This window comes from Pseudomonas baltica, from assembly GCF_014235765.1.
Taxonomy (GTDB): Bacteria; Pseudomonadota; Gammaproteobacteria; order Pseudomonadales; family Pseudomonadaceae; genus Aquipseudomonas; species Aquipseudomonas baltica.
In genome coordinates this window covers 1,907,839-1,920,492 of the sequence record NZ_JACMYH010000001.1, presented here as the reverse complement: position 1 = coordinate 1,920,492, position 12,654 = coordinate 1,907,839, and the positions used below count along the sequence as shown (strand labels likewise).

The 12,654-nt window shown below is 61.5% G+C and carries 16 protein-coding genes; 6 read left to right on the top strand and 10 right to left on the bottom strand.

Features of this window, described 5'->3' with window-relative positions; translation table 11 throughout:
• The first annotated feature begins 91 nt into the window (after positions 1-91).
• The 6 genes from pmbA to H7993_RS08590 all read left to right on the top strand — a co-directional run bounded on the left by pmbA (position 92) and on the right by H7993_RS08590 (position 5,309).
• Positions 92-1,438: a metalloprotease PmbA gene (gene pmbA / locus H7993_RS08615; protein ID WP_185794052.1), complete on the top strand. Its 1,347-nt coding sequence runs from the start codon at positions 92-94 to the stop codon at positions 1,436-1,438.
• A 105-nt stretch (positions 1,439-1,543) separates the two neighbouring features.
• The gene (locus H7993_RS08610; protein ID WP_185794051.1) at positions 1,544-1,939 is read left to right on the top strand and encodes a FagA protein; all 396 of its coding nucleotides are present in this window, start codon (positions 1,544-1,546) and stop codon (positions 1,937-1,939) included.
• On the top strand, positions 1,932-3,308 hold the full coding sequence (locus H7993_RS08605) for a class II fumarate hydratase (RefSeq protein ID WP_122796002.1): 1,377 nt from the start codon (positions 1,932-1,934) through the stop codon (positions 3,306-3,308). The genes H7993_RS08610 and H7993_RS08605 overlap by 8 nt, the downstream gene beginning before the upstream one ends.
• 30 nt (positions 3,309-3,338) lie before the next feature.
• Positions 3,339-3,791, top strand: a complete 453-nt coding sequence (locus H7993_RS08600) for a hypothetical protein (RefSeq protein WP_185794050.1) — start codon at positions 3,339-3,341, stop codon at positions 3,789-3,791.
• A 2-nt stretch (positions 3,792-3,793) separates the two neighbouring features.
• Entirely contained in the window at positions 3,794-4,405 is a 612-nt protein-coding gene (locus tag H7993_RS08595) for a superoxide dismutase (RefSeq protein ID WP_122713453.1), read from the top strand.
• 10 nt (positions 4,406-4,415) lie between these two features.
• Entirely contained in the window at positions 4,416-5,309 is an 894-nt protein-coding gene (locus H7993_RS08590) for a ZIP family metal transporter (protein ID WP_185794049.1), read from the top strand.
• Positions 5,310-5,400: 91 nt separating this feature from the next.
• On the opposite strand, the gene H7993_RS08585 is transcribed toward H7993_RS08590, so the two are convergent.
• The 10 genes from H7993_RS08585 to H7993_RS08540 form a co-directional block, all read right to left on the bottom strand.
• Positions 5,401-5,673, bottom strand: a complete 273-nt coding sequence (locus H7993_RS08585; protein ID WP_122479504.1) for an HPr family phosphocarrier protein — start codon at positions 5,671-5,673, stop codon at positions 5,401-5,403.
• A gap of 16 nt (positions 5,674-5,689) precedes the next feature.
• On the bottom strand, positions 5,690-6,547 hold the full coding sequence (gene rapZ, locus H7993_RS08580) for an RNase adapter RapZ (RefSeq protein ID WP_122479503.1): 858 nt from the start codon (positions 6,545-6,547) through the stop codon (positions 5,690-5,692).
• Between the two features lie 2 nt (positions 6,548-6,549).
• Complete coding sequence (gene ptsN / locus H7993_RS08575) at positions 6,550-7,014, bottom strand: PTS IIA-like nitrogen regulatory protein PtsN (RefSeq protein ID WP_122479502.1); 465 nt, start codon at positions 7,012-7,014, stop codon at positions 6,550-6,552.
• 12 nt (positions 7,015-7,026) lie between these two features.
• Positions 7,027-7,335, bottom strand: a complete 309-nt coding sequence (hpf, locus tag H7993_RS08570) for a ribosome hibernation-promoting factor, HPF/YfiA family (RefSeq protein WP_049860579.1) — start codon at positions 7,333-7,335, stop codon at positions 7,027-7,029.
• Positions 7,336-7,413: 78 nt separating this feature from the next.
• Positions 7,414-8,907 (bottom strand): RNA polymerase factor sigma-54, encoded by a 1,494-nt coding sequence (locus H7993_RS08565; RefSeq protein ID WP_185794048.1) that lies wholly within the window; start codon positions 8,905-8,907, stop codon positions 7,414-7,416.
• 163 nt (positions 8,908-9,070) lie between these two features.
• Entirely contained in the window at positions 9,071-9,796 is a 726-nt protein-coding gene (gene lptB / locus H7993_RS08560) for an LPS export ABC transporter ATP-binding protein (RefSeq protein ID WP_043186715.1), read from the bottom strand.
• Entirely contained in the window at positions 9,796-10,341 is a 546-nt protein-coding gene (gene lptA / locus H7993_RS08555) for a lipopolysaccharide transport periplasmic protein LptA (RefSeq protein ID WP_043186718.1), read from the bottom strand. The genes lptB and lptA overlap by 1 nt, the downstream gene beginning before the upstream one ends.
• Complete coding sequence (lptC, locus tag H7993_RS08550) at positions 10,328-10,900, bottom strand: LPS export ABC transporter periplasmic protein LptC (protein ID WP_185794047.1); 573 nt, start codon at positions 10,898-10,900, stop codon at positions 10,328-10,330. Before lptC ends, lptA begins: the two co-directional genes overlap by 14 nt.
• 8 nt (positions 10,901-10,908) lie before the next feature.
• On the bottom strand, positions 10,909-11,445 hold the full coding sequence (locus tag H7993_RS08545) for a KdsC family phosphatase (RefSeq protein WP_185794211.1): 537 nt from the start codon (positions 11,443-11,445) through the stop codon (positions 10,909-10,911).
• Positions 11,446-11,462: 17 nt separating this feature from the next.
• Entirely contained in the window at positions 11,463-12,437 is a 975-nt protein-coding gene (locus H7993_RS08540) for a KpsF/GutQ family sugar-phosphate isomerase (protein ID WP_122479499.1), read from the bottom strand.
• Between the last annotated feature and the right edge of the window lie 217 nt (positions 12,438-12,654).

The window sequence follows — 12,654 nt, the reverse complement described above, 5'->3', positions numbered from 1 at the left end:
TAAACGCCGCCATGATAACCAGTCGGGGGCCGCTTGTCTGGCCCGGCCGTAGATCGGCCCGCCCCGAACCCGAATTTGATTGGAGAACACCATGAACGCACCCCAGAGCGTCGGCCCGCAGGCATTGCCAGTCCTGCAGGAGCAAGTGCAGCAGATCATCGATGAAGCCAAGCGTCAGGGGGCCAGCGCCTGTGAGGTGGCCGTGTCGCTGGAGCAGGGCTTGTCCACATCGGTGCGCCAGCGCGAAGTCGAGACCGTCGAATTCAACCGCGACCAGGGTTTCGGCATCACCTTGTACGTCGGTCAGCGCAAGGGTTCGGCCAGTACCTCGGCGAGCGGCCCCCAGGCCATTCGCGAAACCGTCGCTGCAGCCCTGGCGATCGCCAAGCACACCTCCGAGGATGAAAGCTCGGGCTTGGCCGACGCTGCCTTGATGGCCCGCGAGCAGCCCGATTTCGACCTGTATCATGCCTGGGACATCACGCCCGAGCAGGCCATCGAGAAGGCCCTGGCCTGCGAAGCCGCAGCCTTCGATGCCGAGCCCTTGATCAAGAACGCCGACGGCACCACGCTCAACACTCACCAGGGCTGCCGCGTGTATGGCAACAGCCACGGCTTCATCGGTGGCTATGCATCGACGCGACACAGCTTGAGCTGCGTGATGATTGCCGAGGCCAATGGGCAGATGCAGCGCGATTACTGGTACGACGTAAGTCGCCAGGGCGAGTTGCTGGCCGATGCCGCCTCCATCGGTCAGCGTGCTGCACAACGCGCTGCCGCCCGCCTGGGCGCACGGCCGGTACCGACCTGCGAGGTGCCGGTATTGTTTTCGGCGGAACTGGCCGGGGGGCTGTTCGGAAATTTCCTCGCGGCGATCTCCGGTGGCAACCTGTACCGCAAATCCTCGTTCCTGGAAGGGGCGATGGGCCAGCGGCTGTTCCCCGAGTGGCTGACCCTGGACGAGCGTCCGCACCTGATGCGCGCCATGGGCAGCGCGGCATTCGACGGCGACGGCCTGGCAACCTACGCCAAGCCGTTCGTAGAGAATGGCGAGCTGGTGTCCTATGTGTTGAGTACCTATTCGGGCCGCAAACTCGGCTTGCCCAGTACGGCCAACTCCGGCGGCGTGCACAACCTGTTCGTAACCCATGGCGACGAAGACCAGAAAGCGCTGCTGCGCCGCATGGGCCGCGGCTTGCTGGTGACCGAACTGATGGGCCATGGCCTGAACATGGTGACCGGCGACTACTCGCGCGGTGCGGCCGGGTTCTGGGTCGAGAATGGCGAGATCCAGTTTCCGGTCCAGGAAGTGACCATCGCCGGCAACATGCGTGACATGTTCAAGCAGATCGTCGCCGTGGGCAACGATCTGGAACTGCGCAGCAACATCCGCACCGGCTCGGTGCTGATCGAGCGCATGACGGTCGCTGGAAGCTGATGCCGATGCCCGGCCCCTCGAGGCCGGGCAATCTCAGCGGTGATGCTTGTGTTGATTCTCGATATCAATCAATAATGAAACTCATTCCGGCTAATGGGTGCGCCGATGAGTTCCGCTGTACACGAATCCGCCAATCTCGAGAACTGGCTTTGGCTGGGCCTGCAGATTCGCTGCGCGCTGTTGCCCAACGAGCCGCGACTCATCGATCACTACCTGGCCGAAGGGCGCTATCTGGCGCGTTTCACCCCCACCTCCCCGAACTCCGTGGCACACGGCACCTTTCGCCTGTTGCTAGAGACCGCCCTCGATCAGGCGTTGCCCTGGCACTGGCGCAGCCTTTGCCTGGATCAGGCGTGGCGCCCCCTGCGCGACTTGCGTAACTGCGCGGCACACCCTGCCCACATCCGCCAATGGCAGGACTGCGCCCATCAACTGGCGTGCTGCGAGTTGCTGCCTTCGATCCCACTCACTGATCTGCTGCAAGGATATTGCGATGAGTAACACCCGTATCGAGCGTGACAGCATGGGCGAGCTGCAAGTGCCGGAGGCCGCCCTGTATGGCGCCCAGACCCAACGTGCCGTCGACAACTTTCCCATCAGCCACCAACGCATGCCGACCCAGTTCATCCGCGCATTGGTTCTGGCCAAGGCAGCGGCGGCCAAGGCCAACGTCGAACTAGAACAGTTGAGCGCGGCCCAGGGCGATGCCATCGTGCGTGCCTGCGAACAGCTGCTGGCGAGCGACTTCATGCAGCACTTCCCGGTCGACATCTACCAGACCGGCTCGGGCACCAGTTCCAACATGAATGCCAACGAGGTCATCGCAACCCTGGCCAGTCGGATCCTGAACGAGCCGATCAATCCCAACGATCATGTCAATTGTGGTCAGAGCAGCAACGACATCATCCCCACCAGCATTCACGTAAGCGCAGCGCTGGCTTTGCATGAGCACCTGCTGCCTGCGCTGCAGCACCTGGTGCAGGCGATCCAGGCCAAGGCCGAGCAGGTCCATGGGTTCGTCAAGACTGGCCGGACACATCTGATGGACGCCATGCCGGTGCGCATGAGTCAGGTCCTCAATGGCTGGGCGGCCCAGGTCCAGGCCAATATCGGCCACCTGCAGGCTCTGCAACCGGCCTTGCAGGCCCTGGCACAAGGCGGCACCGCCGTGGGTACCGGAATCAACGCCCATCCCCAGTTCGCCCAGCGGTTCAGCGAGCATTTGGGCGAACTTACCGGCGTCGCCTTCAGGCCCGGTGACAACCTGTTTGCTCTGATCGGTTCGCAAGACACCGCTGTGGCGCTGTCCGGCCAACTCAAGGGCACGGCCGTCACGTTGATGAAAATCGCCAACGACTTGCGCTGGATGAACTCAGGGCCTTTGGCAGGCTTGGGCGAAATCGAGCTTGAAGCCCTGCAACCTGGCTCATCGATCATGCCGGGTAAGGTCAATCCGGTGATTCCCGAGGCGACTGCCATGGTGGCCGCGCAAGTCATCGGCAATGACGCAGCCATCGTGATAGCCGGTCAATCGGGCAATTTCGAGCTCAATGTGATGCTGCCGATCATCGCCAACAACCTTCTTTCAAGCATCGAACTGATGGCCAATGCCAGCCGTCTACTGGCTGACAGGGCGATCGCAACGTTCAAGGTCAACGAAGCCAAGCTCAAGGAAGCGTTGGCGCGCAATCCGATTCTGGTGACGGCACTCAACCCGATCATCGGATATCAGCAGGCTGCCCAGATTGCCAAGCTAGCCTACAAGGAAGGTCGGCCAATCATCGATGTGGCACTGGAACACACAGACTTGAGTCGCGAACGGCTCAACGACCTGCTCGACCCCGAAAAGCTCACTGCCGGCGGTATCTGACCGCTTGGCAATCGCTGGGAGACATCCGCCATGCAGCACTGGAAACGTATCACGGAGACGGCCAACGCCTGCTTTGTCCGGGGCGAGCTGATCGATGCGCGCGAGCATTACCTGCAGGCCCTGGCGTGGGCTCAGGTGCTGCTCGAGCGTTGGCCGGATGTCGACGAAGCGGTGGCCGCCTGTGTCATCTCCCACCACAACCTGGCCGACCTGCACCTGCAGTTGCATCAACCCGAAGAAAGCGCCGAGTACCTGTGCGCCATTCATGAACGCTTGCTGCGTGCGGCCGAGGATCCTCGGCTGCCGTCTGCACTGCGCGAAGCGGCCCTGCGCCACGCCAGCAAGACCTACGCCGAGTTGCTCGGCTTCACTCGCCAGCATGGCGAATACCCCCGTACCCACCGGTTGCTGTGTAGCGCCGCCGATACCGACGTTGCGCCAGTCGTCACGCAACCCGATAACCTTCCTTACGGAGTTCACTGAAAATGCCCTATACCCTGCCTGCCTTGTCCTATGCCTACGATGCCTTGGAGCCGCATATCGATGCCGCGACCATGGAGATCCACCATACCAAGCACCACCAGACCTACATCACCAACGTCAACGCTGCCATTGAAGGCACCGAATACGCCGAATGGCCCGTTGAAAAGCTGGTCGCCTCGGTCAAGCAGCTGCCGGAAAACCTGCGCGGTGCCGTCACCAACCACGGTGGTGGCCATGCCAACCACAGCCTGTTCTGGGAGGTCATGTCGCCCAATGGTGGCGGCCAGCCACAGGGCAGCGTTGCCCAGGCCATCGAAACCGAGCTTGGCGGGTTCGAGGCGTTCAAGGAAGCATTCACCAAAGCCGCGCTGAGTCGTTTCGGCAGTGGCTGGGCCTGGCTCAGCGTCACGCCGGAAAAGAAGCTGGTGGTCGAAAGCAGCGGCAACCAGGACAGCCCCTTGATGACTGGCAACACGCCGATTCTGGGCCTCGACGTCTGGGAGCACGCGTACTACCTCAAGTACCAGAACCGTCGGCCTGAATACATCAACGCGTTCTACAACGTGGTCGATTGGGCCAACGTCGAGAAGCGCTACCAAGCCGCCGTGAACTGAGCCTCGCGCCATGGGATCGCAGACCTTCGCGCTGGTCAGTGTCCGCCGCTTTCGCCTGGCGCTGGGCACAGTGCTGCTGCTGGCAGGGGCGGCCTTGCTGGTGGGCGAGCTGCTGGCCTGGCTCGACCTCGAGCCACGCATCCTGCGCGCGCTCGAAGGCGGTGCCATCTGCGCCTTGGGCACGGCTCTGGGCGCGGTTCCCGTATTGGTCATCCGCAGCATGCCGGTCGCCGTGGCCGACACATTGCTGGGCTTCGGCGCGGGAGTGATGCTGGCGGCCACTGCGTTCTCGCTGATCATTCCCGGCCTGGATGCGGCAGCGGTCATCGGTTTCTCACGCTGGGGTGCTGGTGGCCTGATGAGCCTTGGCATCATGTCCGGAGCGTTCTGCCTGTATCTGGTGGACCGGAGGGTTTCCGGGGTCACACCCGACTATCTGGTGGGCAGCACGCAGCAGCCTGTGATTCCTGCACGTATCTGGATCTTCGTAATCGCCATCATCGCTCACAACATCCCGGAGGGCATGGCCATCGGCGTGTCGGCGGGCGGCGGCATGCACGACGCCGACAGCCTGGCGATGGGCATTGCCCTGCAGGACGTACCCGAGGGTCTGGTGATCGCACTGGTTCTGGCAGGGGCGGGCATGGCCCGGTACAAGGCCTTCCTGATCGGCGCAGCATCCGGGTTGGTCGAGCCGGTGTTCGCAGTGCTCTGTGCCTGGCTGGTGCGTATGGGCGAGCTGTTGCTACCGCTGGGCCTGGCCTTTGCAGCCGGTGCAATGCTGCTGGTGGTGACTCACGAGATCATTCCGGAATCACGCAGCAATGGTCATCACAAGTTGGCGAGCCTGGGTCTGTGTGTAGGGTTCTGCCTGATGATGGTCATGGACACTGCATTGTCTTGACCCTTGACCCTTGAACCCAGAGCTCAGAACCTGACGTAGCGCAGTACTCGACTGCCGCTACCGGGTTCTGCTTCTCGGCCGTTGGCTGGCTTTACTCGCCTTCGTCGAACTTGTCGTTGATCAGTTTGACGATGGCATCGAGCGCCTGCTGATCCTGCTCGCCTTCGGTGTGCAGGTGGATGGTGGTGCCTTTTCCGGCTGCCAACATCATTACACCCATAATGCTCTTGCCGTCGACCAAAGCTTCCGGCGTACGGCCAACACGTACCTGGCAGGGAAAGCGTCCCGCCACGCCGACGAATTTCGCAGCGGCACGGGCGTGCAGGCCGAGCTTGTTGATGATTTCTACTTGGAGGGCGGGCATTGCGCGGGGGATCCTTTCAGCTGAGGTCGCGATGGCGAACCTGGACGTTCTTGAGCGACTGCTGCAGCAATCGGCCCAGGCGCTCGGTCAAGTATACCGAGCGATGATGCCCGCCTGTACAGCCGATGGCGATGGTGACATAGGCACGACTGCTGGCGGCGAAGCGCGGCAACCATTTGAGCAGGTAGGAGGAGATGTCCTGATACATCTCTTCGACGTCCGGCTGGGCCGCCAGGTATTCGGCGACCGGGGCGTCGAGCCCGGACTGCTCGCGCAGTTCCGGCTTCCAGTAGGGGTTGGGCAGGCAGCGCACGTCGAACACCAGGTCGGCGTCTATCGGCATGCCGCGCTTGAACCCGAATGACTCCACCAGAAAGGCTGTACCCGGTTCAGGCTTGTTCAGCAGCCGGACCTTGATGGCATCGCGCAGTTGGTAAAGGTTCAGGTTGGTCGTGTTGATTTTGAGATCGGCCAGATCGACGATAGGCCCGAGCAGATCGCTCTCGACGCGGATGGCCTCGGCCAGCGAGCGGCTTTCATTGCTCAGCGGATGCCGGCGACGTGTTTCGGAAAAACGCTTGAGCAGTGTTTCTTCGTCGGCGTCCAGATACAGCACATCGCAATTGATATGCTTGGCACGTACTTCGGCCAGCAGTTGGGGGAAACGCGACAAGTGGCTGGGAAGGTTGCGCGCATCGATCGACACCGCCACCTGCGGCTGCGCCAGCTCGGTATGGATCAGGGCACGCTCGGCCAGTTCGGGCAGTAACCCGGCCGGCAGGTTGTCGATGCAATAGAAACCGTTGTCTTCGAGAACATCCAGGGCAGTGCTCTTGCCTGAGCCTGAGCGGCCACTGACGATGATCAAACGCATGGTTAATGACCGCTCTGTTCGTCCAGTACCACTTGGTACAAGGCTTGATTGCTGGGCGCCGAACGCAGTTTCTCACGCACTTCCTTGCGATCGAGCATGCTGGCGATCTGGCGGAGCAACTCCAGGTGGGCATCGGTGGCCGCTTCGGGTACCAGAAGCACGAACAGCAGATCCACGGGAGCGCCGTCGATGGCGTCGTAGTCGATCGGGGCGCTGAGGTGGATAAGGGCGCTGACGGGTGTATCGCAGCCCTTCAGGCGACAATGCGGGATGGCAATGCCGTTGCCGAATCCGGTCGAGCCCAGTTTTTCACGGGCAACGAGCGCTTCGAATACCGTTTGGGTATCCAGCGTAGGCACTTCGCGACCGATCAGCTCGGCGATGTTTTCGAGTGCTTTCTTCTTGCTGCCTCCCGGCACGTTCACGCATGAACGGCCGGGGGTCAGGATGGTTTCTAGTCGGATCATGAGTGGGGAGTGTCAGCGAGCAGTCGCGCCTTGCAGCAGACTTTGCTGTTTTTCCTTATGCTTTTTGAGTTGGCGATCCAGCTTGTCGGTAAGCAGGTCGATGGCCGCGTACATGTCGTCATGTTCGGCGTTGGCAACCACCTCACCACCGGGTATGCGCAGGGTGGCTTCGATTTTCTGTTTGAGCTTCTCGACCTCCATGATCACCTGAACGTTGGTGATCTTGTCGAAATGACGTTCGAGCCGCTCGAGTTTTTCCCCGATGTAGGTTCGCAGGGGTTCGGTCACATCCAGTTGGTGTCCACTGATGTTGACTTGCATACCGCTTCTCCTTATTGCCATTGCATAAAGAAGCAGGCTTGGGTGCCTGCCACTGGAACGCTGTGGCACATCGCAGGGCTACATCAACCGCTTGCGTTCGCTGGACGGCGCAATCCCGAGGGATTCGCGATACTTGGCGACCGTTCGGCGGGCTACCTGGATGCCTTGTGCCTCCAGTAAACCAGCGATCTTGCTGTCACTCAACGGCTTTTTCTGATTTTCGGCCGCGACCAGTTTCTTGATGATCGCGCGGATCGCCGTGGAGGAGCATTCGCCACCTTCCGAGGTACTGACATGGCTCGAGAAAAAGTATTTCAGCTCGTATATGCCACGGGGTGTATGCATGTATTTCTGCGTGGTCACCCGTGAAATGGTCGATTCGTGCATGCCCACCGCCTCGGCGATGTCGTGCAGCACCAGAGGCTTCATGGCCTCGTCGCCATAGTCGAGGAAGCCGCGCTGGTGCTCGACGATCTGCGTCGCCACCTTCATCAGGGTCTCGTTGCGGCTCTGCAGGCTCTTGATGAACCAGCGCGCTTCCTGCAGCTGGTTGCGCATGAAGGTGTTGTCGGCGCTGGTGTCGGCGCGCCGCACGAAGCCCGCGTACTGCGGATTGACCCGCAGGCGTGGCACTGACTCCTGATTGAGCTCGACCAGCCAGCGGTCGCTGTCCTTGCGCACGATGACATCGGGCACGACGTATTCCGGCTCGCTGGACTCGATCTGCGAGCCGGGCCGCGGATTGAGGCTCTGCACCAGCTCGATGACCTGGCGCAGCTCGTCTTCCTTGAGCTTCATGCGGCGCATCAACTGGCTGTAGTCGCGCGAGCCGAGCATGTCGATGAAGTCGCTGACCAGGCGCTGGGCTTCGGCCAGCCAACGGGTCTTGGGCGGCAGCTGGCGCAGCTGCAGCATCAGGCATTCGCTCAGGTTGCGGGCGCCAATGCCAGCGGGCTCGAACTGCTGGATGCGGTGCAGCACCGCTTCGATCTCATCCAGCTCGATGTCCAGTTCAGGATCGAAAGACTCGCAGATTTCCTGCAGCGTCTCGTCCAGGTAACCCTGGTTGTTGATGCAGTCGATGATGGTCACGGCGATCAGCCGATCGGTGTCGGACATGGGCGCCAGGTTCAGCTGCCACAACAGATGCGTCTGCAGGCTTTCGCCGACCGAGGTGCGCGTGGTGAAGTCCCACTCGTCGTCATCGTTGCTCGGCAGGCTGCTGGCGCTGGTCTGGTAGATGTCTTCCCAGGCGGTGTCCACAGGCAGTTCGCTGGGGATGCGCTCGTTCCAGTCGCCTTCCTCGAGGTTGTCGACCGTGGGCGCGGATTCCTGGAAGCTCGGCTCCTGGATTTCCTGGGTGGGTGTCTGCTCGACCTTGTCGGCCAGCGGGTCGCTGTTGTCGAAGTCGTCGCCTTCTTCCTGGCGTTCGAGCATGGGATTGGATTCCAGCGCTTCCTGAATCTCCTGTTGGAGGTCCAGGGTCGATAGCTGGAGAAGGCGGATGGCCTGTTGCAACTGCGGTGTCATCGTCAGTTGCTGGCCCATACGTAGGACGAGCGATGGTTTCATGGCAGGAACTTAACACCTTGGTCGCCGGCGCGAAGCGCCTTCTACTACGGGTACCGAAGCACCCGGCTTATGTCGTAAGCAAATTATATGCCTGAAACCTGAGTGTTTGCCTAGGGCGCCATGAAAATTAATGCCCGTGGGAGGGCGCTGGCGCCCTCGGACCTTACAAGCGGAACTCGTGGCCCAAGTAGACTTCGCGCACCAGATCGTTGGCCAGAATGGTCTGGGCATCGCCTTCGGCAATCAGCTGGCCGTCGTTGACGATGTAGGCCGTTTCGCAGATATCCAGGGTCTCGCGGACGTTGTGGTCGGTGATCAATACACCGATGCCCTTGGTCTTGAGGTGGTGGATGATCTGCTTGATGTCGCCGACCGAAATTGGATCGACACCGGCGAAGGGTTCGTCGAGCAGGATGAACTTGGGTGCGGTGGCCAGGGCGCGGGCGATCTCCACGCGGCGACGTTCACCCCCCGAAAGACTCATGCCCAGGTTGTCGCGGATGTGCGTGATGTGAAATTCCTGCAGCAGGCCTTCGAGCTCTGCCAGCCGAGCCGTGGCATCGAGTTCCTTGCGGGTTTCCAGAATGGCCATGATGTTGTCGGCCACCGACAGCTTGCGGAAGATCGAGGCCTCCTGCGGCAGGTAACCGATGCCGGAGCGGGCGCGGCCATGCATCGGCTGGTGACTGACGTCCAGGTCGTCGATGAGCACGCGGCCCTGATCGGCCTGCACCAGGCCGACGATCATGTAGAAACAGGTGGTCTTGCCGGCCCCATTGGGGCCCAGCAGGCCGACGATCTGCCCGCTTTCGATGGACAGGCTGACGTCGCGTACGACTTGCCGGCTCTTGTAGCTCTTGGCCAGGTGCTGCGCTTTCAGAACTGCCATTACTGGGCCTTCTGCGGTGCGTCGGATTTCTTCTTCGGCTGGATCACCATGTCGATGCGCGGACGAGGCGTGGTGACCTTGCTGCCCGTGGCACGGCCGGCGTTGACCACCTGGCGCACGGTGTCGTAGACGATCTTCTCGCCTTCGGACGTGTTGCCGTCGTTGATGACCTTGGCCTTGTCGATCAGCACGATGCGGTTCTGCGCCGCGAAGTACTGGATGGTCATGCCGTAGGCCTGCACGATGGGCTTGTCGGCGGCGGGTTTCTGCTCGTAGTAGGCCAGGTTGCCGACAGCAGTGAACACGTCCACGTCGCCCGTGGCATTGCGGGTGATGGTCACGGTATTGCCGGTGATCTTCATCGACCCTTGGGTAATGATCACATTGCCCTTGTAGGTCGCCACACCCTGTTTGTCGTCGAGCTGGGCATCGTCGGACTGGATATGAATGGGCTGATCGCGGTCAGTGGGCAGTGCCCAGGCGCTCGCGCTTCCCAGTGCTGCGCTCAGGCTGAGCAAAAAGGGGAGGGTTTTAACGAGCCTCATACTGTCCTCTTACGTTGGACAGCAAGTTGATCTTGCTGTCATTCAGATACGCTTTCATGCCCTTGGCCGTCGACACGCCACCGGCGCCGTCGATTCTAACGTCTTGGTCGGTCTGCGCATATTGCTTCTGTGGGAAAACGGTCATGCGCGAGCTGGTGATCAGCGTAGCGCGGCTTTTCTGATCGGTACGCGCGATGCGCACCGAATCGATCAGCTCGACTTCGCTGCCATCGGGATTGACTTCGCCACGGTCGCTGGTCACGTGCCATGGATAGACGGTTCCGCGGTACAGCTGCATGTCGGGCTTGGTCAGCAAGGTGACCTGCGACGTCTTCACGTGCTCGACCTTGTCGGCGGTCATGTCGTACTGCACGCCGCCATCGGGCAGGTACTGCCGCGCCTTCGCGTTGATAGCGTAGTAATCGATCTGGGTTTCGTCGACGGCTGCCGTGGGCTGGTCGAGGAAGCGCTCCGGGCTGATGTCCCAGTAGCCGATGGCGGCGAACAGCAGCCCCAGCACACCCAGGATGACGATATTGCGGATTTTCTTGTTCAGCATGTCAGGCCCTACAGGTAGGCGGCGCGGGCCGCTTCGAGATTGCCCTGGGCATCGAGGATCAGCTCGCAGAACTCGCGTGCCGCCCCGAAGCCGCCACTGGCCTGGGTCACACCGTCGGCATGCTGGCGCACGAAGGCATTGGCATTGGCCACTGCCATGCCCAGGCCCACCCGGCGAATCACCGGCAGGTCAGGCAGGTCGTCGCCCAGGTAAGCCACGTGTTCATAGCTCAGGCCGAGTTCGGCGAGCAGTCCGTCGAGCACCACGAGTTTGTCTTCACGGCCCTGAAAGAGGTGGGCGATGCCCAGGTTTTTGGCACGCCGCTCCACCACCGGGCTCTTGCGACCGGTGATGATGGCCGTGGTCACGCCACTGTTGATGAGCATCTTGATGCCCTGACCATCCAGCGTGCTGAAGCTTTTGAACTCGCTGCCGTCTTCGAGGAAATACAGGCGGCCATCGGTCAGTACGCCGTCAACGTCGAATACGGCCAGCTTGATGGCCTTGCCTCGCTGCAGGAGGTCGTTGCTGCCAGTCTCGGGCATTGCACCATTCTCGGTCATTACATGACTCCCGCGCGCAGCAGGTCGCCAAGGTTGAAGGCGCCTACCGGACAGTCTTGATCGTCAACCACGATCAGTGAATTGATCTTGTTGTCTTCCATGATCTTCAGCGCCTCGGCAGCCAGCATGTCGGCGCGAGCCGTCTTGCCGTGGGAAGTCATGACGTCTTCGATTCGAGTGCTGTGGACATCGATGGTGCGATCCAATGTGCGCCGCAGATCGCCGTCGGTGAAGATCCCGGCCAGGCGGCCATCGGCTTCCAGGATGGCGGTCATGCCCAGGCCCTTGCGGGTCATTTCCATCAGGGCATCGCGCAGCAGCGTACCGCGCGCCACCTGTGGCAGCGCAGTGCCGGTGTGCATCACGTGCTCAACCTTGAGCAGCAGGCGTCGGCCCAGCGCTCCGCCGGGATGGGAGAAGGCGAAGTCTTCGGCCGTGAAGCCGCGCGCCTCGAGCAGGGCAATGGCCAGCGCATCGCCCAGCACCAGGGTAGCGGTGGTGGAGGAGGTCGGCGCCAGGTTCAGCGGGCAGGCCTCCTGGGCGACGCGCGCGTCGAGATTGACCTCGGCAGCCTGGGCCAGGGGTGAGTCGGGGTTGCCGGTCATGCTGATCAGCGGAATGCCCATGCGTTTTATCAAAGGCAGCAAAGTGACGATCTCCGCTGTCGAACCGGAGTTGGACAGGGCCAGGATGATGTCCTGGCGGGTGATCATGCCCATGTCGCCATGGCTGGCCTCGGCAGGATGCACGAAAAACGCCGGGGTGCCGGTGCTGGCCAGGGTCGCGGCGATCTTGTTGCCGATATGGCCGGACTTGCCCATGCCCAGCACGATCACGCGGCCGTTGCTTTCGAGGATCAATTCGCAGGCGCGCACGAAATCGGCGTCGATGTGGGCAAGCAGGCCCTCTACCGCTTCGATTTCGAGACGTATGGTGCGGTGCGCGGATTGGATCAGGTCGCTGGTCTGGCTCATGGCGAAAATCGGTAGGCCCGGTGAAAAGGCGGCGATTATAGCGGGAATGGACGTGCGACTCACCTGCCTATTTCGCGGCCCCGGTAAATCGATGGTACGTTTCGCCAATGGATCAATCTTGGGCGGCACGTGTCTGCAATGCTATAGTTCGCCGCTTGTTCGGCCTGTCCGCGCCAAGTGTCTTCGGTCAGAAGATGAGCGTCCGAGGGTAAGGTTG

What these genes read in the sequence shown, in the direction of transcription:
- lptA (WP_043186718.1), bottom strand. Translation starts at nt 10,341, where the DNA reads ATGAGGCTCGTTAAAACCCTCCCCTTTTTGCTCAGCCTGAGCGCAGCA.
- H7993_RS08610 (WP_185794051.1), top strand. Translation starts at nt 1,544, where the DNA reads ATGAGTTCCGCTGTACACGAATCCGCCAATCTCGAGAACTGGCTTTGG.
- H7993_RS08595 (WP_122713453.1), top strand. Translation starts at nt 3,794, where the DNA reads ATGCCCTATACCCTGCCTGCCTTGTCCTATGCCTACGATGCCTTGGAG.
- H7993_RS08545 (WP_185794211.1), bottom strand. Translation starts at nt 11,445, where the DNA reads ATGCCCGAGACTGGCAGCAACGACCTCCTGCAGCGAGGCAAGGCCATC.
- pmbA (WP_185794052.1), top strand. Translation starts at nt 92, where the DNA reads ATGAACGCACCCCAGAGCGTCGGCCCGCAGGCATTGCCAGTCCTGCAG.
- H7993_RS08565 (WP_185794048.1), bottom strand. Translation starts at nt 8,907, where the DNA reads ATGAAACCATCGCTCGTCCTACGTATGGGCCAGCAACTGACGATGACA.
- H7993_RS08540 (WP_122479499.1), bottom strand. Translation starts at nt 12,437, where the DNA reads ATGAGCCAGACCAGCGACCTGATCCAATCCGCGCACCGCACCATACGT.
- H7993_RS08605 (WP_122796002.1), top strand. Translation starts at nt 1,932, where the DNA reads ATGAGTAACACCCGTATCGAGCGTGACAGCATGGGCGAGCTGCAAGTG.
- hpf (WP_049860579.1), bottom strand. Translation starts at nt 7,335, where the DNA reads ATGCAAGTCAACATCAGTGGACACCAACTGGATGTGACCGAACCCCTG.
- H7993_RS08600 (WP_185794050.1), top strand. Translation starts at nt 3,339, where the DNA reads ATGCAGCACTGGAAACGTATCACGGAGACGGCCAACGCCTGCTTTGTC.
- lptB (WP_043186715.1), bottom strand. Translation starts at nt 9,796, where the DNA reads ATGGCAGTTCTGAAAGCGCAGCACCTGGCCAAGAGCTACAAGAGCCGG.
- H7993_RS08590 (WP_185794049.1), top strand. Translation starts at nt 4,416, where the DNA reads ATGGGATCGCAGACCTTCGCGCTGGTCAGTGTCCGCCGCTTTCGCCTG.
- lptC (WP_185794047.1), bottom strand. Translation starts at nt 10,900, where the DNA reads ATGCTGAACAAGAAAATCCGCAATATCGTCATCCTGGGTGTGCTGGGG.
- rapZ (WP_122479503.1), bottom strand. Translation starts at nt 6,547, where the DNA reads ATGCGTTTGATCATCGTCAGTGGCCGCTCAGGCTCAGGCAAGAGCACT.
- ptsN (WP_122479502.1), bottom strand. Translation starts at nt 7,014, where the DNA reads ATGATCCGACTAGAAACCATCCTGACCCCCGGCCGTTCATGCGTGAAC.
- H7993_RS08585 (WP_122479504.1), bottom strand. Translation starts at nt 5,673, where the DNA reads ATGCCCGCCCTCCAAGTAGAAATCATCAACAAGCTCGGCCTGCACGCC.